This is a genomic window from Oligella urethralis DSM 7531 (genome assembly GCF_000372065.1).
In the GTDB taxonomy this organism is placed as follows: Bacteria; Pseudomonadota; Gammaproteobacteria; order Burkholderiales; family Burkholderiaceae_B; genus Oligella; species Oligella urethralis.
On sequence record NZ_AQVB01000016.1, the window covers coordinates 14407 to 40246 of the forward strand.

A 25840-nucleotide genomic window follows, 5' to 3' on the forward strand; every position below is an offset into this window, starting at 1 on the left:
GTCATTTAATGACTTTGCTGTTTGAAATAATCCGCCGGCATCATATCCTGCATAATGTAGTCCGCTAATACCTGATCGCAGCCGCTATTAAAGGCTAATTGCGCAAGTACGGTATGACCATCTAAAGGATCGACAGCGGTGACGCTCTCAAAGGAGCTCAGGCGTAGCTTTAAATGTTGTCTTAGCCGCTCTGCAAAATCTTCATAAATATTAGGAAGACTCAGGCTGAGTTCACAATGTTGAGGCGATGATTCTGTTACTGTGCTTTGCGTCTCGAAGGCTTGATTATGCTTAAAAAATGGCTCCCTCACATGGTCGGGATATAGCTCATATAACAAAAAATAATTAAAGACGGTAGGACATTTTTTCTCAAATCCGAAGCTCACTGCATGGTCGTAGATGCCCTTGCGCGAGCCACCTATCGCCTCGCTAGGGAGTGGGAAAAATAAGATGCTTTGCCAAGTGAGGTAGTTAACTTTGGAGTTATTGTCACCGGTCTCATTAACTAAAATAGGAATTTCAATCTCACAAAGTGCTTCATAGGGCTGATATAGTGATTCATCCCAACGATCCGCTTGTGTTTGAAGTGGAAAATAACGATAAGCAAAGAAAGCCGCAGTAAGTAATAGCACAAACAGCAAGAAAATAACAATACGCTTCGTCTTCATCGTAATTAGCCGTAGAATGTGTTCTTTCTATAAGTAGCCTAGTAGACTCTTGGAAAGCTATTTTTAGCGCATAAAAAAATGGCAAGGTATTTAATGCTACCTTGCCATGTCTTATAAATTACTGTTCAGCAAATGCTCGCTCAATCACGAAATCGCCGGGTGTTGAGGTATTACCCTCAACAAAGCCACGTGCTTCAACCATGGCTTTAAGATCACGTAACATATCCGGGCTACCGCAAATCATCACGCGGTCTTCTGCTGGGTTAAGCGGTGGTACGCCTAAATCCTCAAATAACTTGCCCGTTTCAATATGCTGGGTGATGCGACCGCGGTTAACAAAATCCTCGCGCGTCACTGTCGGGTAGTATTTAAGCTGATTAGTGACCATTTCACCTAAATACTCATGATTTTTGAGATCCTTAGTGAATAAATCGTAATAGGCTAATTCAGCCACAGTACGTACGCCGTGTACTAAGATCACCTCATCGTATTTTTCATAGGTCTCAGGGTCACGCGTAATACTCAAGAACGGCGCTAAACCAGTACCAGTAGACAGTAGATATAGGCGCTTACCAGGTAGTAAATAATCGAGCACTAGGGTGCCGGTAGGCTTACGGCCGATGATAATACTATCGCCGACCTTGATATGCTGTAAGCGAGAGGTTAATGGACCATTAGGCACTTTAATACTTAAAAACTCTAAGTGATCCTCGTAATTCGCACTAGCCACACTATAGGCACGTAAAAGCGGTTTGCCATCAACCGGTAAACCAATCATAATAAAATGACCATTTTTAAAACGTAGCGCCTCATCACGGGTGGTGGTAAAGCTGAATAAGGTATCGGTCCAATGGTGAACGCTAAGTACCTTACCTTCTAAAAAAGCTGACATATTGTGAATTCCGTATTGTGAAGATTATGCTTTATTAAAAACAATGGACTTAATTGATAGCTGCCAGTGTTTAAAATAAATACAGTAATCTATAGATTAGTTCTTTATAATACAATCTTGGTTTTAAACGTTTAGATTTTAAATCATTTATTAGAGGTAGTAAACGATGGCCCGTCTCTCAAATTTATTTAAAGGCGCCGTACTCAGTCTTTTTTTGTTCAATGCACCGATGGCTGTTGCTAAGGAGGTTATTCGGGTTGGTGAGATTAATAGTTATAAAACCATTCCCTCCTTTTTAGAGCCCTATAAAAAGGGCATTGAGTTGGCCGTGCATGAGGTGAATGCAGCGGGTGGTTTGCTTGGCGGTAAGCAGTTGGAAGTGATTATCCGTGATGATGGTGGTAGTCCTGGTGCCGCCGTGCGCGAAGCACAAAATCTCTTAAGTCGTGATCGGGTCGATCTGTTGTCAGGCAGCTTTTTATCACATATCGCCTTAGCTTTAGCTGATTTTGCACGGCAGCGTCAGGTTTTCTTTCTGGCAGGTGAGCCCTTAAGCGATAAAATGACCTGGGGTAATGGCAATCGTTATACCTTCCGCTTACGTGATTCCACCTACATGAAAACGCGCATGTTAGTACCCACAGCCTTGGAATTTAAGAAAAAGCGTTGGGCTCTGATTTATCCTAACTACGAATATGGTCAGTCAGCGATCGAGACCTTTAAGGCCGAGATGCGTAAGCATCAGCCCGATATTGAGTTTGTCTTAGAACAGGCCGTGCCTTTAAATAAAATTGATGCCGGTAGTGTGGTTCAAGCCCTAGCGGATTCCGGTGCCGAGGCGCTCTTTAACGTGCTTTTTAGTACGGATTTGACGAAGTTTGTGCGTGCCGGTCAAACGCGCAAGGTATTTGATAATCTACCTACTGTCAGTATGTTGAGTGGGGAGCCCGAGTATTTAGATACCTTGGGCAAGGATACGCCAGTGGGTTGGTTTGTCACAGGTTACCCGTGGTATGCCATTGATACCCCCGAGCATGATGCCTTTTTAAAAGCGTATCAGGCGCGATTTAATGACTATCCTCGTTTGGGTTCTATCGTTGGTTATATGATGGTGCAATCGCTTGCTGCCGGTATTGAAAAGGCTGGCTCCACCGAGACCGAGGACTTAATTGCTGCTTTCAAAGGGCTTGAGCATATGTCACCGCTCGGGCCAATTTATTATCGACCGCAGGATCATCAATCGACCATGGGCGCTTATGTGGGTACCTTGGATGTCAAGGACGGTGTAGGCGTGATGACGAATATTCAGTATGTAGACGGCAAGGATGTGCAACCTACGGATGAAGAGGTCGCCACATTACGTCCCACACGCGATTAGTTAATGTGACTAAGTCGGCCTCAGGCAATTAGCAACAGAGGCCGATTTTAATTTAGAAGTGCACCATGGAAGCGTTATTAATTCAGCTGCTTAACGGTTTAGCGAGTACCTCCAGCCTCTTTTTAGCAGCCTTAGGTCTGACCATTATTTTCGGTGTTTGCCGTGTGGTGAACTTTGCCCACGGCTCTTTTTATATGTTGGGGCTGTATCTTGCATACAGTTTTAGCATGCGTTGGGGCACCGAGTCGGTATTGGGTTTTTGGGGCAGTATTGTTGTCGCAGCTGTGATTGTGGCGGTCTTGGCTGCACTCATTGAGATGTTGGTATTGCGTCGTATTTATAAGGCGCCGGAGCTGTTTCAATTATTAGCGACCTTTGCCATTTTATTGATTATCAGTGATGTTGTACTGTGGCAATGGGGGCCAGAGGATTTACTTGGTCCTAAAGCACCCGGGCTAGAGGGGGCGATAAGCATATTAAATCGTTCCTTTCCCGAATACGATGTATTGTTAATTTTGTTGGGGCCAGCGATTTTGTTGGCAGTGTGGGCCTTATTGCGCTTTACACGTTTTGGTTTATATGTGCGGGCCGCTACCCATGATCGGGAAATGTTAGCTGCGCTGGGGGTTAATCAAGCGTGGCTCTTTACAGCGGTATTTGCCTTGGGTAGTTTTATTGCTGCCTTGGCCGCGGGATTGGAATTACCGCGTGAGCCGGCGAGTTTAAGCATTGATTTAAATTTAATCGGCGATGTGTTTGCGGTGGTGGTGATTGGTGGCATGGGTTCAATACCGGGCGCCTTTTTAGCCGCCTTATTGATATCTGAGATTAAGGCTCTTTGTATCTTCTTAGGTTCACAGACGCTCTTTGGTGTGACGGTAGAGTTTAGTCAACTGACCTTAGTGATGCAGTTTGTGTTGATGGCCTTGGTGCTGATTTTCCGACCTTGGGGGCTGCTCGGTAAGCCACAACAAAGTCTGCCGCGTGCCTTACATAGTGAGCCACCGCTGAATCCAGGTTCTACCCTATATCGGCTTGGCGCTTTAGCAATGTTTGTGCTGTTGGCTACTTTCCCTTCCTTGGCTCAGCAATGGCCGTATTTAATGCTGATTATGCAAGACGGCTTAATTATGATGCTGTTTGCCAGTAGTTTATATTTAATTGCTGGGCCAGCAGGTATGGTGTCGTTCGGACATGCGGCCTACTTTGGTGTGGGGGCGTATACGGCGGCGCTGTTAGTGACGCAACTCGCTTGGCCAATGTGGTTAGTGATGTTGCTCGCACCCTTGGGCGGACTGGTGGCGGCGATGATTTTCGGTTGGTTTAGTGTACGCTTAACAGGTATTTATATGGCCATGCTGACCTTGGCCTTTGCACAGTTTATTTGGTCGGTGATTTTCCAATGGGATGGTTTTACCGGCGGCTCCAATGGGCTGATCGGAATTTGGCCAGAAGGAGTATTGGCTGAGCCACGTTATTACTACTACTTTAGCTTGGTGGTGGTGGCGATTTCCTTACTGCTGATTCGGCGCTTGATTTTTACGCCCTTTGGCTATGCCATGCGCGCTAGTAGAGATGCGCCGCTACGGGCGCAGGCGATCGGTATTCCGATTAAGCGAGTGCAATGGCAGGCTTTTATTGTGGCGGGCTTTTTTGCTGGTATCAGTGGGGTGTTATTTGTTTATGCCAAAGGGAGTATCTCGCCGGATGAGCTGAGTGTGGGGCGCTCGGTTGATGGCTTGGTGATGGTCTTATTAGGTGGGATTCAGGCCATTAGTGGTCCGGTCGTCGGTGCTGTGAGCTATGTGGTGTTGCATGACTGGGTCAGTTTATTTAGCGAGTACTGGAAGGCCTTATTAGGGGTCATTATCTTATTTTTGATGTTGCTATTACCCGGCGGTTTGGTGAGTATTAAACATCGCTTCAGCTTTGCGCCTAAGCGCACGGCGCCACCTGGATCTCAGCCCTTGCAGTCAGTGGGGTCAAGTGCCACTGAGGTACTAGAGGCGTCGGCTCCAAGTAGCGAGCACGCTGTGGCTGGAGAGGTGATTCTGCAGGTCAAGGATATTGCCAAGCGTTATGGTGCGTTTTGGGCGGTAAACGATACCTCATTTGATATTAAGCGCGGTGAAATGCTCGCTTTAATAGGTCCTAATGGCGCTGGTAAATCGACGATTTTTAATATGGTGGGTGGTCAGTTAGTGCCGAGTAGTGGTGAGATTTATTTTAAAGGGCAGTCACTCAAGGGCTTAGATGCAGCCGCTATCTGGTCTAAAGGCATTGGTCGGACCTTTCAAATTGCGACCGTGTTTCATTCGATGAGCGTCTTGGAAAATATGCAGGTTGCCTTAAATCAAGCGCGCCGTCAGGGTGTTAGCAGTCCTGAGGCTGAAGACATGCTCGCTCAGGTGGGGCTGGAGCATGTCGCCCATCGTTTAGCCAGTGAGTTAGCTTATGGTGATGTGAAGCGTCTGGAATTGGGCATGGCATTAGCGCATCAACCGGCACTGTTGTTGATGGATGAGCCGACGGCGGGAATGGCGCCGGGCGAGCGTCATTTGCTGATGCGCTTAGTCAAATCCCTCTCCTTGCAGCGACACATGGCGGTCTTATTTACCGAGCACAGTGTGGATGTGGTTTTTAACTATGCCGATCGCATCTTAGTCTTGGCTGAAGGGCGTTTAATTGCCGAGGGTACAGCAGCTGACATTGCTGAAAATGAGCAAGTTCGTGCCGTGTATTTAGGTCAGCGTGTGCTGTCAACAGAGGCGGGGGTTTAAATGCAAAGTTCAGCTAGCTTATTGAGCGTTAAGCAGCTTTCTGCTTGGTATGGTCGTGCTAGAGCGCTGTTTGATCTGAATTTAGAGCTAAAAAAAGGTGAGGTGGTGGCATTGATGGGCGTCAATGGGGCGGGTAAATCTACCACGCTCAAAGCCATTATGAATCTACTGGATCATAAAGCGGGTCAGGTGCTGTTTAATGGTCAGGATATTAGCAAATTGCCAGTCTATAAAATCGCCCGTGCTGGCTTAGGTTTTGTACCAGAGGATCGGCGTATATTTACTGAATTGACGGTTAAGGAAAATCTACAGACTGGGCGTCAGCCTGCGCGTTATTGGCCTGACGGTGAGCCAGTGTATTATTGGAACGAAGAGGCTATATATCAGTTTTTTCCAAATCTTGGCAAGATGATTGACCGCCCGGGCGGTAAGATGAGTGGGGGCGAACAACAAATGTTGAGTGTGGCCCGCAGTTTGATGGGTAATCCCTTGATGTTGCTATTGGATGAGCCCTCTGAGGGGGTAGCACCGGTGATCGTTGATCAAATGATTGAGATGATTATGCAGCTAAAGCAAAAGGGCATCAGCATGTTGATTTCTGAACAAAACCACCATCTGGCTAAGCAGGTCGCCGATCGTTATTACACCCTGAGCATGGGTGAGATTGTTGATGCAGGGCGGATGTAGTACAAATCGCTAGCGGCTGAGAGGGAGCTTGTTGCCGGATAAAATGCTTTCTAAGAGCACGGTATCTTTGAAGCGATAGCGTTGAGCGGGGCGACCGCGACCCAGCACAATGCTTTGGCCGGTGGCTTCTAGTAGCTCCTGATGCTGTATTAGGCGGCGGAAGTTTTGCTTATGCAGCTCCATACCTGCTAGCGTCTCGATGCATTCTTGCAGTTGCAACAGGGTAAACTCCCGTGGCATTAATTCAAAAATCACCGGTCGATACTTGATTTTAGCGCGCAGCCGGGAAATGGCGGTGGCCAAGACGCGCCGGTGGTCATGCTTCATAAATCGGCCGACCGATGCGGCAGCCAGCGACTGCTCTCGGTAGGGGGACTCCGGTATTAGGCCCACTTCATACATTAACTCGTAGCGAGATAACACCTGCTCATCTAACCACGCATTGCCATTTAAGCCCCAACACATGGCGACCCGAGCTTGACGTTGCTGTCTGTTCTGCTCATCTGTTGCAGCCTCAATCCATGTCTGAAAGCGAGGGATAAACAGCTCATCAATCATGGTAGGTCGGCCTTGGCGATGGTCCTCCCATGGGAAGTAAAGATACCAATCAAGCCACTTGGCTTGGCTTTGTAGCAAGGACTCCGCTGCTTCACGTACCAGTCCTAAATAGCTGATATAAATTACCGGATGACCAGAAGCACGGCTACGCGTGGTATCGACAAAGGTGTAAAGCTGCTCCACGTAGCCCATGGGTTGTCGTGTCTGCTCCTGCACCCACGCTCTAACACCACTTTGCAAGGAGCGATGTACTGGCGTAAAGGGACCATAGGGCAAGGCGCAACCACTATCGACGGTAAGTACCCTCGCACTTAACTCAGTGACTGCCACCAAGACCGCCACCACTTCCGCTACCCCTTCAGGGGCATTTGCCGTAGAAAAATCAGTTCCGGATTCCATCAGTCCTTCCTTTAGAGATGTTGATTAGTTTAACAGAAGGGCTTTAGGGCAAATGCTTGGAAAAATACACAAAAATAAATAAGGCTTTGCATATTATGCTCAAATTGAGCATAATATGTGGCTAGTGATGATATTGAATAAAAGGAGTATCTGTGAGCGTATTATCGACTTGTAGCGCTGGTGGCGCGGAAATTGCCATCCCGATTGATGTGCCAGCGACGGCGACCGAGGCCAGTGCTGGTTATACCGTGAAGGAGGCTTGGGCACGGGTACCGGAGCCATTATCTAAGGAGCTAATGGAGGCGCATAAGCAAGCCATTATTAAGCAATTAAGAGCGCAAAACGCCGCCTTAGTCGCACATTACTACGTGGCTCCGGAGCTACAGGACTTGGCGCTGGAGACCGGTGGCTGTGTGGGTGATTCGTTGGAAATGGCTCGTATCGGGCGTGAGCATCCGGCCAGCACCTTAATTGTGGCGGGGGTGAGATTTATGGGGGAAACCGCCAAAATTTTGAGTCCGGATAAGCGTGTCTTGATGCCAGATTTGGAGGCTAACTGCTCTTTGGATTTAGGCTGTCCGCCGGATGAATTCAATGCCTTTTGTGATGCACATCCTGAGCGTACGGTGGTGGTATACGCTAATACTAGCGCTAAGGTAAAGGCGCAGGCCGATTGGGTCGTGACCTCCTCAATTGCGCTTGAAATCGTGACGCATTTACATCAGCAAGGCAAAAAAATTCTCTGGGGACCAGATCGTCACCTTGGGCGCTATATTCAACAAGAGACCGGTGCGGATATGCTGATGTGGCAGGGCTCTTGTACTGTGCATAATGAATTTAAAGCACAGGAATTATTGGCGCTTAAACAGCAATATCCTGAGGCAAAGGTATTGGTACACCCAGAGTCTAATGCTGAGGTAATTGCACTCGCTGATGTGGTGGGTTCAACCAGTCGTTTAATTCAGGCGGTGACGGCATTGGATGCGCCGACGTATATTGTGGCAACGGATCAGGGTATTCTGCATGCGATGCGCCAACAAGCGCCAGATAAAAGCTTTATTGCTGCGCCGACCGCTGGCACGAGTGCTACTTGTAAGAGCTGTGCTTTTTGTCCATGGATGGCGATGAATGATTTAGTGGGCATACGTCATTGTTTAGAAGCAGGGAGCGGCGAAATTCATTTAGATCCTCACTTAGCTGCGGCGGCCGCTAAACCCATTGATCGCATGCTGGATTTTGCAGCGGCTCATAAAAAACAGATTCGTGCCAGTGGTGATTTGAGTCAGGATATGCATTTGTTTGCTAAGCTGGGTCCAGCATAAGGGGCTCCTGAGTGGCGTTTGTCTAACACTCGGGCTTAGCCTAGCATTGAGTCATAAAACAGCAATAATCTTGTGTGAGAATACCGCTATTTGTTCATTCTTTAGACAGGTATTGCCATGAAGGATTTTGACTTAGATGATATCGCCGCTAACCCGGTAGAAACAACGCCATTTCACGACTTAGTGGTTGCCGCACAATCACGTCGTAATTTTTTAAAAGCCGGTTTAGGTCTTGGCGCCATCGGATTTTTTGGTTTGGGTTTAAATCCCTTTACTAATGCACAGGCAGCAGAGGGTGTGAGTGCCTCTCAGGGTGCCGCATTAGCCAAATTTAATCCTGAGGAGCTGAAAGCCTTTGCAGGTTTGGAAGCGAATGGGTTGGATACGATCACCTTACCTGAGGGCTATAAGTATGCGGTAATTAATCGTTGGGGTGATAAATTACATAGTGACTCACCAGAATTCCGCGGTGATGCCTCTGATAGCGGCGATGATCAGTTAAAGCAAATCGGCTTTAACCACGACGGCTTGCACTTTTTCCCGATCGATTCAAAAGACAGTGTCAGCGGTAGTAGCGTGGAAGGCTTATTAGTGACCAACCACGAGTATGTGACCCCGCACTATTTCTATCCTAAGGGCGTGGTTCCTGGCGGTGAGGGTTGGAATGCGGATTGGGTGCGTAAATCACAGCACGCTCAAGGTGCTTCAGTGGTTCATGTACGTTTAAATGATAAGGGCTTATGGGAACCAGTACTAGACTCTAAATACAACCGCAATATTAATGCCAACACCTTAATGCAATTAGTGGGTGCGGCAGCTGGTACCGATTTAGTGCGTACCAATAAGGACAGCAGTGGTCGTGAGGTGTACGGTACCTTCGGTAATTGTGGTAATGGCTATACCTTCTGGAATACTTACTTAACCTGTGAGGAAAACTTCACCGATTATTTCGGTGTGGGTAATAAAAACGCCGACGAGGTTGAGTACAGTGCCTTTTTAAATGATAAACAAACCGCTTTATTACAGCGCTATAAGGGTTCAAGCAAAAGCTCTGATGAAGGTTATCGTTGGGATACCCATGACGAGCGTTTTGACTGGACAGTCGAGCCGAACGAAGTGAATCGCTTTGGTTGGGTGGTAGAAATTGATCCCTTTGATCCAGAGTCAAAGCCTAAAAAGCTGACTGCCTTAGGTCGCTTTAAGCATGAAAATGCTGCCATTACGCTAGCACCGGATAATCGTGTGGTTGTTTACATGGGTGATGACCAGCGTAGTGAGTATATTTATAAATTTATCTCTAGCGGCAAGTTTGATCCGAATAACGACAAAGCTAACCGTGAGCTATTGCATGAGGGTACGCTGTACGTCGCCGTATTTAGTGATAATGAAGCCAGTGAGGGCTATATGGGTACCGGTAAATGGGTGCCGTTAGTATTGGAGACGGCGACCGTTGACGGTGGTCGTTTGGCTGATTTATTTGCGGATATGGGTGAGTTATTGGTGCATACACGTCAAGCGGCCGATGCGGTCGGCGCCACACCGATGGATCGCCCGGAGTGGGTGGCCGTGCATCCACATAGCAAAGAGGTATTTGTGACCTTAACGAATAACTCAAACCGTGGTAGTGATAAAGCACGTTATCCAGGTGGTCCTAAGCACCCTGGTGTGTATGGTCCTAATCCACGCAATAAAAATAGCTATGGTCAGATTGTACGCTGGCGTGAAGCAGCGAATGATGCCACGGCTGATAGCTTTGAGTGGGATGTGTTTGTCCTAGCCGGTAACCCAAATATTCATCAGGATGATAAAGCGGGTTCGAGCAATATCGATAAGCGCAATACCTTTAATAGTCCGGACGGCTTAGCGGTGGATCCGCGTGGTTTATTATGGATTTTGACCGATGGTAATTACTCTAATCAGGGAGAGTATGAAGGTCAGGGTAATAACAGCATGTTGGTAGCGGATCCCGAAAGTAAAGTGCTACGTCGCTTTATGGTGGGTCCACGCGGCTGTGAGGTCACCGGCATTACTTGGACGCCTGATATGAAGTATATCTTTGTTAATATCCAGCACCCAGGTGAAGGGCCGATGCTTAAAGAGGCGCAAAATAGCACCAAGGCACCAACGGTTGAAGAAGCGCAGAATAACCCAACCGGTTCCTCTACTTGGCCTGATGGCGACCAAGCAACCCGCCCTCGTCCTGCCACGGTCGTGATTTGGCGCGAAGACGGTAATGTTGTAGGTAGTTTCCCAGCCTAAGTTTTTAAAGGGTAAGCTAAAAAAATGACTGATAGTTGCTGATGCGCTATCAGTCATTTTGTTTGGTGCTACTTGCCATCAATCGTCTGTAAGTATCGATGGCTGGATCGCTGTGATGCTTATTCCTATTAGCTCCGGCTGTTGCTAATTACCTACGTTTTACCCCCCCCCCTTTAGGTAGTGCTGGTTTTAGTGGTAAAATCAAGTTTGGATTTATCATCACTAGGTACAGTTCAATGAAAGACAATATGAAAAGCTTGCAAAAAAGGGTGCTAATTGCAAAAAAGGGTGCTAACCATGAGCGTCACTCTTTAGATAAGAATAAGAAGAATTTGCAAGGCGTTGTAGTGGGTACTGCCCTGCTAATCGGGGGAGGGTTGACACTAAGTGCGCAGGCTAATAACGTACCAGATGGTACAAATCCTGTTGTTAGGTACTATGCTTTATATAAGATGGGCCAATCTACGTATCAACTGCGTGAAGTGATAAAAAAAGCAGACGGTACTTATGTTTTTATGAACGACCCTGATCGCTCCGTGCCTGAAAATCAAGTGCTTGCAACTAATGAGCAGCATTATATTAGTATCAAGAGTCCTTCGGCGGGCGCTGGCGATGGTAATGATGATAATAAAGGCGCCAAAGGTGCTGGGGATATTGCTATCGGTGTGGGTGCTTATGCAGATTCCGTCTATAAAGAAGGTCAGGCCGGGTCTGGGGCAATAGCCATCGGTTCTGACGCTAGAACAAATAAACCGGATAATGTGGTCATTGGGCACAGAGCCCAGGATATGAAACTGACCCTAGCTGATGGCAGTGAACTGCCCAGTGCTGGGGGGTCTGTGGTGATAGGGGAAAAGGCTGGACGAATCGAAGATAACCTTTAGCAAGTTCAACGAACGGGCCGAAGAGTATAAAAAAGTTGGGAAGGAAAAAAAAGACGACCCATTTGATGAAAAGAAAAGGAAAGAATGGCTCAAAACCAAAGAAGGTAATTATGCTGTTGCTCGTGCCGCTCTCGAAGGTAATGTCTTTTTAGGTAAAGAGGCGGGGATAAATGCGTTCGGCACAGAGAGTGTATTAGTTGGGGCAGGCTCGGGTACAAAGCTTTTTGGTTATTCAAATACCATGTTAGGTGCATTTAGCGCTACTAATCTGGTAGGTGACAATAATACAGGTGTTGGTAAGCATGCAGCCTGGCAATTAAAAGGTAATGAGAATATTGTCCTTGGGCGTCAGTCGGGGCAAGAATTGACTGGTGATTATAATCTATCGGGCGGTACAGAATCGGGGAGAGAATTAAAAGGAAATAATAATATTTCCCTAGGACCTTTCTCGGGGAAAGCTTTAGTTGGTAGTCATAACCTTTCTAGCGGTACAGAATCAGGGAGAGAATTAGAAGGTAATAATAATATTTCCCTTGGGCATTTCTCGGGGAAAGCTCTAGTTGGTAGTCATAACCTTTCTAGCGGTACAATCGCGGGGCAAAACTCAAAAGGTGATTACAATATTTCGCTAGGATACGCCTCAGGAGTGGAGTTAGAAAAAAACTATAACGTATCCGTCGGCTATGCCTCAGGGAACAAGTTAAAGGGTGAGGCTAATGTGTCGAGCGGGGTGGCTTCTGGACTAGGTCTGAAGGGAGACCATAATATCTCAAGTGGTACAAACGCAGCACGTGACCTAAAAGGTAATAATAATATTTCCTTCGGATACAGCTCGGGCAATGAATTAGATGGTGACGGTAATATTTCGAGCGGAGAAGGTTCAGCACAAAAATTAAAAGGTAGCAATAATATTTCCCTTGGTAGGCTATCAGGGTCACGGTCAGAAGGCAGCGATAATATTTCTCTAGGAAATAAAGCTGGATATAATGTTCCAGGCACTAAAAATATTGTCATTGGTAATAACACTAATTCTTTCGACAAAAGACCACGTGGTATGCAAAAAATCGAAGGAGCTATTGCTATCGGTAATGACTCAGAAGTGAGGGGCAATAATTCGGCGTCTATTGGTAATGAAAACAAAGTTCTTCAAGGTGTTACTAACACCTTTGTGCTTGGTAGTGAGGTTGTAGCTGACGTTGAGAACTCCGTTTATTTGGGTCATCAGTCCGTAGTTGGGGATGGCGATGCAATAGGAGCACCGAATTGGACAGCAGATGGTGTAGAGGGAGATACCACAACAGCCGGTAACGAAGGCAAAGTAGACAAAGCTATATTTACAGTAAATGGTGAAGAGAAAGAGCAACCATTCACTTTTGCTGGAGCGAAAGCTTCTGGGGCAGTGAGTGTTGGTTATAGTGGCGGTGAGCGTCGACTCCAAAACCTAGCTGCCGGTGAGATTTCGGCTACTTCCACAGACGCTATTAACGGCAGCCAATTATTTGCAGTTGCAAGTGAAGTCTACAAAGGTCTTAACTTTGATGCCAACACGGGTGGTGTTCAGACGTCTAAGTTAGGTTCTACCGTGACGATTAAAGGTGCTGATGCGAATACAGATGCGTCTAAGTTCGATGCGGGTCAGAACCTCATGACTTCTATTGAGAAGCAGGGTGAGGATAGTGTCGTTCGCATTGCCTTAGCGAAAGATCTTGACATTGATAGTGTCAAAGCCGGTGAGACGTTACTGAATAACAATGGTCTAAGCGTCGGTGATAAGGTAAAAGTGAGCAACACAGGCATTACCGCCGGTGCTGTTAGTCTAACCACCGAAGGCATTAATGCGGGTAATACGAAGATCACGAACGTGGCGGCTGGCGAGGATAAATCCGATGCGGTGAATTTTGGTCAGCTAACAGCGGTTGCGGATCAAGCCAAGGCGGCGGCGACGAAGCTGGTTGCTGGTGATGGTGTGACTGTTGAGTCTAAACAGTTAGCGGATAAAAGCACGGAGTACACGGCTTCAGCCAAGACGGACGGTACAACCATTTCGACAGTTGGTGGTGCCATCGCAGCGAAGACCACGACCTTTAACACGACGACAGATGGTACCGTGGGTACACCGGTTGCTTCGGGTGCTTTAGTGACGGCGGATACCGTTCAGTCAGCGATTAATAGCGCAGGCTTTAACGTGATTGGTGCCGGTAATAAAGCAGCGGATCAAAGTGGTGACTTTGGTAAACAGTTGGTGAAAGCAGGTAATACCGTGACCTTCGAGGCGGGTGATAACTTAACCTTGAAGCAAGATGGCGCACAATTTACCTTTGCGACGAAAAAAGACGTAAGCTTTGATCGCGTGACGGTTGGTGATGTAACCGTGGATAGCAAGGGCATTAATGCGGGTAATACGAAGATCACGAACGTGGCGGCTGGCGAGGCAGATACCGATGCGGTGAATGTTGGTCAGTTAACAGCGGTTGCGGATCAAGCCAAGGCGGCGGCTACGAAGCTGGTTGCTGGTGATGGTGTGACTGTTGAGTCTAAACAGTTAGCGGATAAAAGCACGGAGTATACGGTTTCAGCCAAGACGGATGGTACAACCATGACGACAGTTGGTGGTGCCATCGCAGCGAANACCACGACCTTTAACACNACGACAGATGGTACCGTGGGNNCACCGNTTGCTTCNGGTGCTTTAGTGACGGCGGATACCGTTCAGTCAGCGATTAATAGCGCAGGCTTTAACGTGATTGGTGCCGGTAATAAAGCAGCGGATCAAAGTGGTGACTTTGGTAAACAGCTGGTGAAAGCAGGTAATACCGTGACCTTCGAGGCGGGTGATAACTTAACCTTGAAGCAAGATGGCACGCAGTTTACCTTTGCGACGAAAAAAGACGTAAGCTTTAATCGCGTGAAGGTTGGTGGTGTAACCGTGGATAGCACTGGCATTAATGCGGGTAATACGAAGATCACGAACGTGGCGGCTGGCGAGGCAGATACCGATGCGGTGAATGTTGGTCAGCTTAAAACTGTTGAGGCAAATGTAGACAAAGGTCTTAACTTTAATGCCGATAAGGGTGGTTCTAAAACCTCTAAGCTAGGTTCTACCGTGGCGATTAAAGGTAAAGATCAGAATATTCAGACGGAGATTAGTCAGGATGCTGAGGGTAACACTAATATTAGTATTGCCTTAGCGAAAGATCTTGACATTGATAGTGTCAAAGCCGGTGAGACGTTACTAAATAACGATGGTCTAAGCGTCGGTGATAAGGTAAAAGTGAGCAACACAGGCATTACCGCCGGTGATGTTAGTCTAACCACCGAAGGCATTAATGCGGGCGGCAAGCAGATCACGAATGTTGCGGCTGGAAAGGCAGATACCGATGCGGTGAATTATGCTCAGCTAAAAGAAATTGAGGCTCAAGTGAAGGCATCGTCCACCAAGCTAGTTGCTGGTGATGGTGTGACTGTAGACGGTGGCAAGCAAGGAGATGGTAGCAGCCAGTACACCATATCAGCCAAGACGGATGGCACAACCATCCAGATCAATGATAACGGTGCCATCGCAGCGAACACCACGACCTTTAATACCACGACAGATGGTACCGTGGGTACACCGGTTACGCCCGGTGCCTTAGTGACGGCGGATACCGTTCAGTCAGCGATTAATAACGCAGGCTTTAACGTGATTGGTGCCGGTAATAAAGCCGATTCAGGTGCTGAGTTTAGCAATCAGCTGGTGAAAGCAGGTAATACCGTGACCTTCGAGGCAGGTGATAACTTGACCTTGAAGCAAGAAGGCACGCAGTTTACTTTTGCTTTAGCCAAGGATGTTAGTTTTGATAGCGTCAGTGTTGGTGATGTAAAAGTGACGAATACCGGCATTACAGTAGGTGATGTTAGCTTAAGCACGGAAGGCATTAATGCGGGTGGCAAGCAGATCACGAACGTGGCGGCTGGAAAGGCAGATACCGACGCAGTAAATGTTAGCCAGTTAAAAGCGGCTGTCGGTGGTTTTAATAATGTAGTGAACCACCTAGGTAATGAAATTCACCGCGTCGATCGTGAAGCTCGCGCTGGTACCGCCTCTGCAGCAGCAATGGCTAACTTACCGCAAGCCTATCTACCTGGTAAGAGCATGTTTGCGATTGCCGGTGCTGGTCATCGTGGTGAGCATGGTTACGCCGCAGGGTTATCCACCATCTCCGATAACGGTAAGTGGATTATTAAGAGCTCTGTCTCTGGTAATACACGTGGTGATGTAACTTACGGCGCCGGCGTGGGTTATCAGTGGTAACTTGCCATTGAGGACCTGAATAAGCTGACTTCAAACTGCTCAATCGTCCGCCCATGCGGTGGTATCAAAGCTTAAATAGTAAGGCACCGACGAGTCGGTGCCTTAATTCTTACAAGAAGCAATCGCTTTATATCGAGCGTAGCAATTAGCTAGGCACAATGTCTAAGCCTTGCGACGCTCAGCAATATCGGCAGCAGCGGTGAAAAGTACGTCGGTTGAAGAGTTTAAGCCCGTTTCAACCGAGTCTTGAATCACACTGATGGTGACACCAATAGCAATCACCTGTGCTGCGATTTCATTACTGACACCGAATAAGCTACACGCCATTGGAATCAGCAGTAATGAGCCACCAGGAACGCCGGAGGCACCACAAGCAGCAACCGTAGCCAGTAAACTCAGTAAAAAGGCGGTCGCAATATCTACCTCAATACCTAGGGTATGCACAGCGGCTAAGGTTAAGACGGCGATGGTAATTGCTGCACCAGCCATATTAATGGTGGCACCTAAGGGGATGGATACAGAATAGGTTTCCTCACGTAAGCCGAGCTTTTTAGCTAAATCCATATTGACCGGGATATTGGCTGCGGAGCTGCGTGAGAAGAATGCCATTAAACCACTTTCAGCTAAACACTGCATCACCAATGGATAGGGGTTTTGGCGGATTTTGAACCATACGATGAGTGGGTTGACAACTAAGGCCACAAAAGCCATCGCACCAACTAACACCACCACTAATTTGGCATAGCTTAATAAACTACTTAAACCAGTCGCAGCTACTGTGGACGCAACGATACCGAAGACGCCGAAAGGCGCTAAACGAATAATCCACTGCACGATTTTGGTCATCGCAAGCGCCAGATCCGATATCACTGCTTTGGTTCCAGGTGCGACCATCCGCAGGGCGAAGCCAAATAAAATAGCCCAAGTTAAAATGCCGATATAGTTAGCAGACAACAAGGCATTGACCGGATTGTCAACCACCTTTAACAACAGGGTATGTAAGACCTCGGTAATGCCGGTCGGTGCATCACTGACGCCACTCTCGGGGTTTGGTAGCGTTAAGGTGGTCGGGAATAAAAAGCTTGCAGCCACGCCCACAAGGGAGGCGGCTAAAGTACCGATAAGATATAAGACAACAATCGGTCGCATATTGGAGCTAGTATCAATCGTTTGTGAGGCTAGGGCAGACATCACCAAAATAAATACCAAAATCGGTGCTACCGATTTTAAGGCGCCCACAAACAGTGTGCCGAGCAACGACATTTTTAAAGCCAAGGCCGGTAGCGCCACGCCGATAATCGCCCCTAATATCAAACCGATAACGACTTGCTTAACTAGGCTGCCGCGCAAAAATGCAGCGGCAAATGCATTTACCTTCATTATTTTTTTCCTCTCTGATTAAATTCTTCGTATTGTAACTGTATATGAAAATTAAGGTCTAGCAGCCAATGAGGACTAGGCGATTTGATCGCATTGCTTTGATCCAAATCGACTTAATGTTAGTAGAAGCCCTTATTAATTTATGCATGAGTTAGTTATAATTTAATAAGGTAGTAATACACATAGTGTATAAATAAGTAAGTTCATTTGTCACAACGTTTTATACAAAGGAAGATAGTATGGCAGCACAATTTTTTATGCCTAGCAATAATGTGATCGGTGCGGGTGCACTTGATTCAGCGGTGGATATTATCGCCTCTTTAGGTTTCAAAAAGGCCTTAATCGTTACCGATAAGCCCTTAAGCGATTTGGGTTTTGCGGCTCAGGTAGCGGATCGTTTAAAGGCTAAAGGCGTTGAGAGCGATATTTTTGATGAGGTTCAGCCTAATCCTACGGTAAAAAATGTTAACGACGGTTTGGCTAAGCTGAAGGCCGCTGGCGCAGACTGTGTGGTGTCACTGGGTGGTGGTTCACCGCATGACTGTGCTAAGGGTATCGCCCTCGTAGCCAGTAATGGCGGCAAAATCGAGGACTATGAGGGTTTAGATAAATCCGCTAAGCCGCAATTACCGCTAATTTCTATCAATACCACGGCTGGTACTGCGTCTGAAATGACGCGCTTTACCATCATCACCGATGAAAGCCGTCATGTGAAAATGGCGATTGTCGATAAGCACGTGACGCCAATCTTATCGGTTAATGATCCGAAGTTGATGGAAAATATGCCTGCTTCATTAACGGCCGCGACGGGTATGGATGCGCTAACCCATGCGGTTGAGGCCTATGTATCAACGGCAGCCAATCCGCTCACGGATGCCTGTGCGGTTAAGGCCATTGAGTTAATTGCGAGCTATTTACCAACCGCCGTTAAAGAGCCTAAAAATGCGGAGGCGCGTGAGCAGATGGCTTATGCGCAGTTCTTGGCCGGTATGGCATTTAATAACGCCTCGCTCGGTTATGTGCATGCGATGGCACATCAGTTAGGTGGTTTTTACGATTTACCACACGGCGTTTGTAATGCGCTATTACTACCTCATGTTGAGGAGTTCAATATGCGTGCGGCTAAAGCGCGTTTAGATGAAGTGGGCGCGATTCTATCCGCTAACAACCAGGAGCTTGAGGGTTTAGGCGTGATTGATGCCATTAAAAAGTTGGCAGGCATCGTAGGTATTCCAAAATCACTACGTGAGCTAGGTGTCAAAGAAGAAGACTTTAAGGTCCTCGCTGAAAATGCGATGAAGGACGTGTGTGGTTTAACTAACCCGGTTCAGCCTACACTTGATGAAGTAATTGCTATCTTTAAAGCAGCATATTAAGCTTAACTCGTTTAAGTTTTAATTAAATAAACCCGCCACTGAAGCGTGATATTGCTCAAGTGGCGGGTTTTCTTATCAAGCGACTACACTATCTTTAGTCCTCAACATACCAAGTATCTTCGGATAGCATCACTTGCTGATGACCATAGCCTGCAGGCATCATAGGGAAGCAGTTTTCCTGTGCCTGTACACGCACATCCAAGAAATAAGGTCCCTCCGAATTAAAGCATGCCTCAAGTGCCGCATCTAAGTCTCTAGGATCGCTGACGCTAGCGGCTTGCCAGCCAAAGGCTTGGGCCACGCTCACAAAATCTGGCATGCAATCGTTATAACTGTGACTGTAGCGACCCTCGTGAATGAGCTCTTGCCATTGACGTACCATGCCCATATAGCGGTTATTACAGAGCACCACTTTAATTGGGGCACGGTGCTGTACTGCGGTAGCCAGCTCTTGGATATTCATCAGAATCGAGGCATCCCCGCTAACACAAATCACCAGTTTGTCGGGATTGCCGATTTGTGCGCCAATTGCAGCGGGCATACCATAACCCATGGTGCCAGCACCGCCGGAAGTTAACCAACGATTCGGTTGATTAAATGTTAAGTATTGGGCAGCCCACATTTGATGCTGACCGACGTCAGTACTCACAATGGCATCCTTGTTCTCAATCTTTTGATTGATGCGAGTCAGTAAGTCTTGCGGTAGGATTTCCGTGGTTGAGGGCGTAAAGCCTAAACAATTCTTGCTACGCCATTTTTCAATTGTTTGCCACCAATCATCCAGACGTGAGCGTTCCATGGGGAGCGCCTTCACCTCATTAAAGAGGCGCGTTAAGAGAGTGTGGCAATCACCTACCAGGGGCACGTCAGCGCGCACCACCTTATCAATGGAGGCAGGGTCAATGTCTAGATGAATTTTAAGGGCGTGTGGACAGAAATCAGAGAGACGACCCGTGATGCGGTCATCAAAGCGCGCGCCGATACAGATAATCAGATCAGCATGGTGCATCGCTAAATTGGCTTCGAGGGTGCCGTGCATGCCCAGCATGCCGACAAACTGCTCGTCATTGGCGGGGTAGGCGCCCAGACCCATCAGAGTCAGGGTGCATGGCGCACCGGTATAACGTACTAAGTTGCTAAATACCTCAGCCGCCGCTTTACCGGAGTTAATTAAACCGCCACCGCCGTAAAACACCGGGCGACGAGCATTGACAATTAAATCGGCTGCACGTTTGATATTGGCTAACATCGCAGGTGCAGGCACTTCCGGCGTACTTTCAGCCCGCTTTTCAATGGTGAAGGTCGATTTATCAATGGCTTGAATTTGAATGTCTTTGGGGAAATCAATTAACACCGGTCCTGGACGCCCCTCGGTGGTCATTTGATAGGCTTTGGAAACAAGCGGCACCACATCCTCGGAGCGCTTGATCTGCGCATTCCACTTAGTGACGGGGCGTGAAATACCGATCGCATCACACTCTTGGAAGGCATCGGTACCAATGGCACTCGTGGCTACTTGACCGCTGATACAGAGCACAGGTATCGAATCACACATCGCATCCAATAAACCGGAGGTGGTATTAGCTATGCCGGGACCAGAGGTCACTAAGACCACGCCTGGTTTACCCGTGCTGCGCGCATAGCCTTCGGCGGCATGGACCGCACCCTGCTCGTGGCGTACCAAAATATGGCGAATACGCGGTTCAGCATAAATGGCATCATAAAGCGGTAAAACCGCACCGCCGGGATAGCCGAAAATGGTATCAACACCCAGCTCAATTAAGGTCTCCAGTAAGGCTTGAGCGCCATTAAAACACAGTTTTTGTTGGAGGCTTTGCTGTGTATCCATATAAAAACCCTCGCTTGTTTTATTCTAGTTTGATTAGTTAAAAAATGAGTAGCTTGATTTTAACCCTAAGTCAGTAAGAAACTTGCAATGCACAAGTGCTATGCTTAAACTAATATAATCTTTAGCGGTTTCCCATTGACTAGAGCGGGTAAACTGGCACGCTATTATCAAATTGAGGATTGTTATGAGCGTTCATACGCAGATTAAGCGTCTTACCATCCCCCAATTGCAAGCCATGAAGGGCGAGCAAAAAATTGTTTCACTGACTTCTTATACGGCGCCCTTTGCACGAATTTTGGACGAGGTGGTGGATTTTATTCTGGTTGGTGATTCTACCGCAATGGTTGGCTATGATATGCCGGACACCTTATCCATTACGGTGGATATGATGGCACAACACGCTAAAGCGGTGGTGAGTGCGACTCAACGTTGTGCGGTGGTGGTGGATATGCCTTTCGGTAGTTTTCAGGAGTCCCCTGAAATGGCATTTCGCCACGCTGCTAAGCTACTGCGTGTGAGTGGCGCTGACTCGGTCAAAATTGAGGGCGGGGAGTATTTGGCGGAGACTACGCGATTTTTAGTTGAGCGCGGTATTCCTGTGTTAGCCCATATCGGTTTGATGCCTCAATACTTCCATACCATGGGTGGTTTTAAAGCGCAGGGTCTGAGCGATGAGGCAGCCGAGCGTATTTATCAAGACGCCTTGGCACAAGAGGCGGCCGGCGCTTGGGGTATTGTGATTGAGGGTACGGCAGAGCCTTTAGCACGTCGTATCAGTGAGGCGGTGAGCATTCCCACCATCGGTATTGGTGCCTCCCCGGCCTGTGATGGTCAGGTGTTGGTGGCGGAGGATATTTTTAATCTTACCCACGGGCGCATTCCTAAGTTTGCGCAGCAATTTAGTGATGTGGCGGCTGTGATTCGTGAGGGTGTGACAGCCTACGCAACGGGTGTTAGAGAGGGTAGTTTCCCGAGCTTGGATCACTGTTTTGGCGTTAAAAAATAATGTCCAAGACCTCAACCAAGCCTAAAAAGCGCTATCGAAAAGCTCGCAAAATACCCGGTGCGCCATGGGTTGAGGTGCGCCAGTCGCAGGTCCATGGGCGAGGGGTGTTTGCCATTCGTGATATACCTAAAGATACCCTGATCATTGAGTATACCGGTCGTCGGATTAGTGCCGAAGAGGCGGATGCCATGTGGCCAGTGGATCCAGACGATCCCTATCATACCTTTTTCTTTTCCTTAAGTAGTGGGGAAACCATTGATGGGGGTACCAAAGGTAATGCGGCTAAGTGGATCAATCATAGCTGCGAGCCGAACTGCGAAGCACGTGAGGGTAAAAACGGTTATCGGGTGTATATCTATAGCTTACGTGATATTAAACAGGGCGAGGAGTTGTCCTTTGACTACGGTTTAATCATCGATGATGAGCTCACGGAAACGCTTAAAAGTCATTATCGTTGTTGTTGTGGTAGTAAGCAATGCCGCGGTACTATGCTGAATCTTGCCTCATTTGAAGAGGGTGCTGAGGACGCAGAATAAGTTTAGCCTTAGCCTTAAGCAAAGCGACGTTCCTCGCATGTTGATTGAGAGACGTCGCTTTTGCATTTGCCTTGAGGCGGTGGGTTAAGGCTACTCGACTTGCGTGCTTGCTTCAGTTATTGCCGCATTGCCATTCTCACTGGTCGCCACGCTACTGAGTGTTTCATCAGTATTGGTGCTGCTTACCAACTCCGCGACTTTACTACGTGATAGCACACCGACCAGCTCATCGTTGTCCGTGGTGACGACCACGGGTTCATCACTATCGGTTTGGATCATATGTGGTAGCACCTCTTCCAAATTGACATCAGCAGACACCGTGGCGGCTTCAACAACTACGCTGGAGATATCTCTGAGGCCACGCTGCATGGCTTCTTCGGCGGCGGCGAGCTTGATAATGCCGGCAAAAATTTGGCCATCTAGGACGGGGGCAAAGCTCAGCTGCAAGGCTTTCATGCGCTCATAGGCATGGGCTGGGCGAGCACGCATGGTGAGCTTTAGCGGTGGTGTATTAATCGCATGCGCTGTATTTAGCGCTTTACCGCGATTCACGTCTTGGAGGAAGTTCTCAATATAGCTACTTTGCGGTGATAATAAAATATCTTCCGGCGTGCCCTCTTGCACTAAGGCACCATCCTTTAAAATCGCAATGCGGTTACCCAAACGTAGCGCTTCATCCAAGTCATGGGTAATAAAGACAATGGTTTTATTTAAACGATCCTGCAGTTCAATCAATTGATTTTGCATTTCTCGCTTAATCAGCGGATCAAGCGCTGAAAAGGCCTCGTCCATCAGGATAATGTCGGTATCCGTGGCTAGGGCACGCGCTAAGCCTACACGCTGCTGCATGCCGCCAGATAATTGATTGGGGTATTGCTCTTCAAAGCCTCGCAATCCCACTTGCTCTAGCCAATAGCGAGCTTTTTCATGGGCCTCTTTTTTAGGTACTTTTTGGGTGATGAGCCCGTAAGCGGCATTGTCTAACACGGTTTTGTGTGGCAATAGCCCAAAGCGCTGAAAAACCATGCTCATGGTTTTGCGACGGAATGCTTGTAATTCTCGCTTATTTAGACTCATCACATCCACGCCATCAACCAAAATTTGACCGTCCGTCGGATCAATCAGTCGATTAAAATGGCGAATGAGGGTGGATTTACCAGAGCCTGATAAACCCATAATCACATAAATACTCCCTTCCTCAATACTTAAACTAATGTCTTTAAGTCCCAAGGTATGACCGCTTTTTTCTAAAAGTTCTTGCTTGCTCATGCCGTTTTTAACCGGCTCAAGCCATTTTTTCGGTTCCTTACCGAAAATTTTATAAATATTTTTTACTTCGATTTTACTCATTTGGACTCTCGATTTTGAATGCGTTTACCATAAGACTGTGAGATGCGGTCAAAGAGTATGGCTAAAATCACAATGCCAATACCTGCTAATAAGCCGCGACCGACTTCTAGGCGGTTAATGCCGAGAAGTACCTCATAGCCCAAACCTCTGGCGCCAATCATGGATGAAATGACGACCATGGAGAGTGCCATCATGGTCGTCTGATTAAGACCGGCCATGATATTGGGTAAAGCTAAGGGTAATTGCACGCCAAATAATTGCTGTAAGGAATTAGCGCCAAAAGAGCGTGATGCTTCGAGTACCTCTTTATCCACTAGTCGAATACCTAAATCAGTCAGACGAATCAGTGGCGGTACAGCATAAATAACCGTTGCAATAATGGCGGGGATTTTGCCCAAGCCAAATAGCATCACGACAGGAATTAAATACACAAAGCTTGGCAACGTCTGCATCACGTCTAACAAGGGCAACATCACCGAGCGGACGATTTTGGATTTGCCGGTGATAATCCCCAAGGGGATGCCGACCAAGACGGAGAGCACAGTGGCCATAATCATCAGCGCCAGGGTTTCCATACCCGCATCCCAGAGGCCGATAGAGCCCATCAGAAAGAGCAACAAGCCCATGCTGAGTGAAAAGAAGACGCGGCGACTGGCTAAATAGGCGAGTATCACTACCGCTAAGATGATGCTCCACCACGGTGCGCCGCGAAGAAGCTGTTCGATCCAAACCAATATTTTTAGAAAAGGTTGTGACATGGCGGTGAGGGTATCGGCATAATTGACGACTAAATCATCGACAAAGCCGTCAATTGCTCGTCTTGCCTCACGAGCGGAGAATATTTCTGGAAACATAGATTGAAATTATTTTAATAAGATTGTATAGGTGTCGATTTGTCAGGGGGGCGATCAATGCAAACAACGATGACTCATCCTGTGTAGGATTGCTTTTTGCATCAAACTAGCTGCCTCGCTAGCGCTCACTAGCAAGGCAGCGCTCATTAGAGCCTAAGCGACTAAGCTCAGCGACTTAGAGTGACTTTTGAACACGTTCGGCTACCTCTGCTGGTACCCACTTAGTCCATACCTCAGGGTATTCGGCGAGGAACCATTTGGCGACATCCATGGATTCATCACCGGATTCCTCCATTTCAGCCAGGGTGGCATTGATCACCTCTAAAGGCACTTCATTTTTATCGAAGAAGGCTTTTAATTGCGGCGCTTCTTCTGAAAACTTTTTATTTAAAGCAACAAAGACCGGGTTACTAGGATAGGCATTCGGCTCGGGGTTTTGACAATCCACATCGGTTAAGCACTTATGCTTGGCTTCATCATATTCTGGTAATTCTAATTCGACCAAGTCTAATGAGCCCACAAGCGGGGTTGGATACCAGTAGTAGAAGGCGATATTGTTTTTGCGACGATAGTCGGACATTAAGGCAGCTTTTTGGGCAGCCCCGGTGCCGGGTTGATAGTAGGTGAAATCATCGCCGAGTTCCAAGGCATTAAAGAGGTTGGTGCTGACGACCTCACACGCCCAACCAGCAGGACAACCATAGAAACGACCTTTGCTCGGATTCTCTGGATCTTTGAACTCCTCTTTGAATTTCACCAGATCAGCGGCTGACTTTAGTTCAGGGAAACGCTCTTGTACGTATTTAGGAATAAACCACGCCTCACCACCTAAAAATAAATCACCGGAACGAACCACGCGACCACGCGCTAAGGCCTCATCCCAAATGGTGCCCATGGAGTTTAACCAGATTTCAGTATTAACATCCAAGTCACCGCGTTCTAAGGCAGCTAAGGCCGGTAAAGTCTCCGTTGGTAAAACCTCGGTTTTGCAGCCGTAGCCGTGCTCTAGAATTAAGCGCTGTACATCCGTTAGTACTAGATTGGACTCCCAGCTCATGCCGCCGAAATTGATGGTGCGATCAACTTCGCAGGTCGGCGCTGCGACTGCTGTATTAAACGCAGCGAAGCTGAGCGTTGCAGCGGTGAGTGCGCTGCATAATAGATTTTTATGCTTGATTTTCATGCGTGAAAAGCTCCTTAAGTATTACATTGTTCATACAAAAATATTTGTAGCCAACTACGTACGCCAAGAGTTTTGCGGAAAACGAACAAAACGAGTTGCTCGTCAATACAAGGTAGGGATGATGATCCCCAGATTGACAGATACCGTAGTAGAAAATTTAAATCCCTTTAACTCACCTAAGTAGCATG

At 47.5% G+C, this 25840-nt stretch carries 18 protein-coding genes; 10 read left to right on the plus strand and 8 right to left on the minus strand.

Annotation, left to right across the window (positions count from 1 at the left end; translation table 11 throughout):
* Positions 1-5 precede the first annotated feature (5 nt).
* Both A3GA_RS0109040 and A3GA_RS0109045 read right to left on the minus strand, forming a co-directional pair.
* Positions 6-668: a hypothetical protein gene (locus A3GA_RS0109040; protein WP_018027081.1), complete on the minus strand. Its 663-nt coding sequence runs from the start codon at positions 666-668 to the stop codon at positions 6-8.
* Positions 669-786: 118 nt separating this feature from the next.
* Positions 787-1560 carry a ferredoxin--NADP reductase gene (locus A3GA_RS0109045; protein WP_018027082.1) on the minus strand — a complete coding sequence of 258 codons (774 nt, stop codon included), beginning with the start codon at positions 1558-1560 and terminating at the stop codon, positions 787-789.
* Positions 1561-1726: 166 nt separating this feature from the next.
* Here A3GA_RS0109045 and A3GA_RS0109050 point away from each other — a divergent pair, with 166 nt between their 5' ends.
* The 3 genes from A3GA_RS0109050 (at position 1727) to A3GA_RS0109060 (ending at position 6405) form a co-directional block, all read left to right on the plus strand.
* The gene (locus A3GA_RS0109050) at positions 1727-2938 is read left to right on the plus strand and encodes an ABC transporter substrate-binding protein (protein ID WP_018027083.1); all 1212 of its coding nucleotides are present in this window, start codon (positions 1727-1729) and stop codon (positions 2936-2938) included.
* A 65-nt stretch (positions 2939-3003) separates the two neighbouring features.
* The gene (locus A3GA_RS0109055) at positions 3004-5718 is read left to right on the plus strand and encodes a branched-chain amino acid ABC transporter permease/ATP-binding protein (RefSeq protein WP_018027084.1); all 2715 of its coding nucleotides are present in this window, start codon (positions 3004-3006) and stop codon (positions 5716-5718) included.
* Complete coding sequence (locus A3GA_RS0109060; protein WP_018027085.1) at positions 5719-6405, plus strand: ABC transporter ATP-binding protein; 687 nt, start codon at positions 5719-5721, stop codon at positions 6403-6405.
* Positions 6406-6414: 9 nt separating this feature from the next.
* On the opposite strand, the gene A3GA_RS0109065 is transcribed toward A3GA_RS0109060, so the two are convergent.
* The gene (locus A3GA_RS0109065; protein ID WP_018027086.1) at positions 6415-7362 is read right to left on the minus strand and encodes an NUDIX hydrolase; all 948 of its coding nucleotides are present in this window, start codon (positions 7360-7362) and stop codon (positions 6415-6417) included.
* A gap of 152 nt (positions 7363-7514) precedes the next feature.
* Between A3GA_RS0109065 and nadA the strand changes: the two genes are divergently transcribed.
* The 4 genes from nadA to A3GA_RS11855 all read left to right on the plus strand — a co-directional run bounded on the left by nadA (position 7515) and on the right by A3GA_RS11855 (position 16118).
* Positions 7515-8684, plus strand: coding sequence for a quinolinate synthase NadA (nadA, locus tag A3GA_RS0109070; protein ID WP_018027087.1), 1170 nt, complete (start codon positions 7515-7517; stop codon positions 8682-8684).
* A 117-nt stretch (positions 8685-8801) separates the two neighbouring features.
* A complete protein-coding gene (locus A3GA_RS0109075) occupies positions 8802-10943 on the plus strand; it encodes a PhoX family protein (protein ID WP_018027088.1) in 2142 nt (713 codons plus the stop codon).
* A 236-nt stretch (positions 10944-11179) separates the two neighbouring features.
* The gene (locus A3GA_RS0109080; RefSeq protein WP_018027089.1) at positions 11180-11827 is read left to right on the plus strand and encodes a hypothetical protein; all 648 of its coding nucleotides are present in this window, start codon (positions 11180-11182) and stop codon (positions 11825-11827) included.
* A gap of 1054 nt (positions 11828-12881) precedes the next feature.
* A complete protein-coding gene (locus tag A3GA_RS11855; RefSeq protein ID WP_162138013.1) occupies positions 12882-16118 on the plus strand; it encodes a YadA family autotransporter adhesin in 3237 nt (1078 codons plus the stop codon).
* 162 nt (positions 16119-16280) lie between these two features.
* Here the strand turns inward: A3GA_RS11855 and sstT are convergent, their stop codons facing one another.
* Positions 16281-17498 carry a serine/threonine transporter SstT gene (gene sstT / locus A3GA_RS0109090; protein ID WP_018027091.1) on the minus strand — a complete coding sequence of 406 codons (1218 nt, stop codon included), beginning with the start codon at positions 17496-17498 and terminating at the stop codon, positions 16281-16283.
* A gap of 239 nt (positions 17499-17737) precedes the next feature.
* Between sstT and yiaY the strand changes: the two genes are divergently transcribed.
* Complete coding sequence (gene yiaY / locus A3GA_RS0109095) at positions 17738-18874, plus strand: L-threonine dehydrogenase (protein WP_018027092.1); 1137 nt, start codon at positions 17738-17740, stop codon at positions 18872-18874.
* Between the two features lie 94 nt (positions 18875-18968).
* Here yiaY and ilvB read toward each other — a convergent pair whose 3' ends face one another.
* The gene (ilvB, locus tag A3GA_RS0109100) at positions 18969-20723 is read right to left on the minus strand and encodes a biosynthetic-type acetolactate synthase large subunit (RefSeq protein WP_018027093.1); all 1755 of its coding nucleotides are present in this window, start codon (positions 20721-20723) and stop codon (positions 18969-18971) included.
* 184 nt (positions 20724-20907) lie between these two features.
* On the opposite strand from ilvB, the gene panB reads away from it, so the two are divergent.
* Both panB and A3GA_RS0109110 read left to right on the plus strand, forming a co-directional pair.
* Positions 20908-21729 (plus strand): 3-methyl-2-oxobutanoate hydroxymethyltransferase, encoded by an 822-nt coding sequence (panB, locus tag A3GA_RS0109105; RefSeq protein ID WP_018027094.1) that lies wholly within the window; start codon positions 20908-20910, stop codon positions 21727-21729.
* Entirely contained in the window at positions 21729-22265 is a 537-nt protein-coding gene (locus A3GA_RS0109110) for an SET domain-containing protein (RefSeq protein WP_018027095.1), read from the plus strand. The genes panB and A3GA_RS0109110 overlap by 1 nt, the downstream gene beginning before the upstream one ends.
* A 90-nt stretch (positions 22266-22355) precedes the next feature.
* On the opposite strand, the gene A3GA_RS0109115 is transcribed toward A3GA_RS0109110, so the two are convergent.
* The 3 genes from A3GA_RS0109115 to A3GA_RS0109125 all read right to left on the minus strand — a co-directional run bounded on the left by A3GA_RS0109115 (position 22356) and on the right by A3GA_RS0109125 (position 25652).
* On the minus strand, positions 22356-23615 hold the full coding sequence (locus A3GA_RS0109115; protein WP_018027096.1) for a quaternary amine ABC transporter ATP-binding protein: 1260 nt from the start codon (positions 23613-23615) through the stop codon (positions 22356-22358).
* Positions 23612-24469 carry an ABC transporter permease gene (locus A3GA_RS0109120; protein ID WP_018027097.1) on the minus strand — a complete coding sequence of 286 codons (858 nt, stop codon included), beginning with the start codon at positions 24467-24469 and terminating at the stop codon, positions 23612-23614. Before A3GA_RS0109120 ends, A3GA_RS0109115 begins: the two co-directional genes overlap by 4 nt.
* A 175-nt stretch (positions 24470-24644) precedes the next feature.
* Positions 24645-25652 (minus strand): ABC transporter substrate-binding protein, encoded by a 1008-nt coding sequence (locus A3GA_RS0109125; RefSeq protein ID WP_018027098.1) that lies wholly within the window; start codon positions 25650-25652, stop codon positions 24645-24647.
* Between the last annotated feature and the right edge of the window lie 188 nt (positions 25653-25840).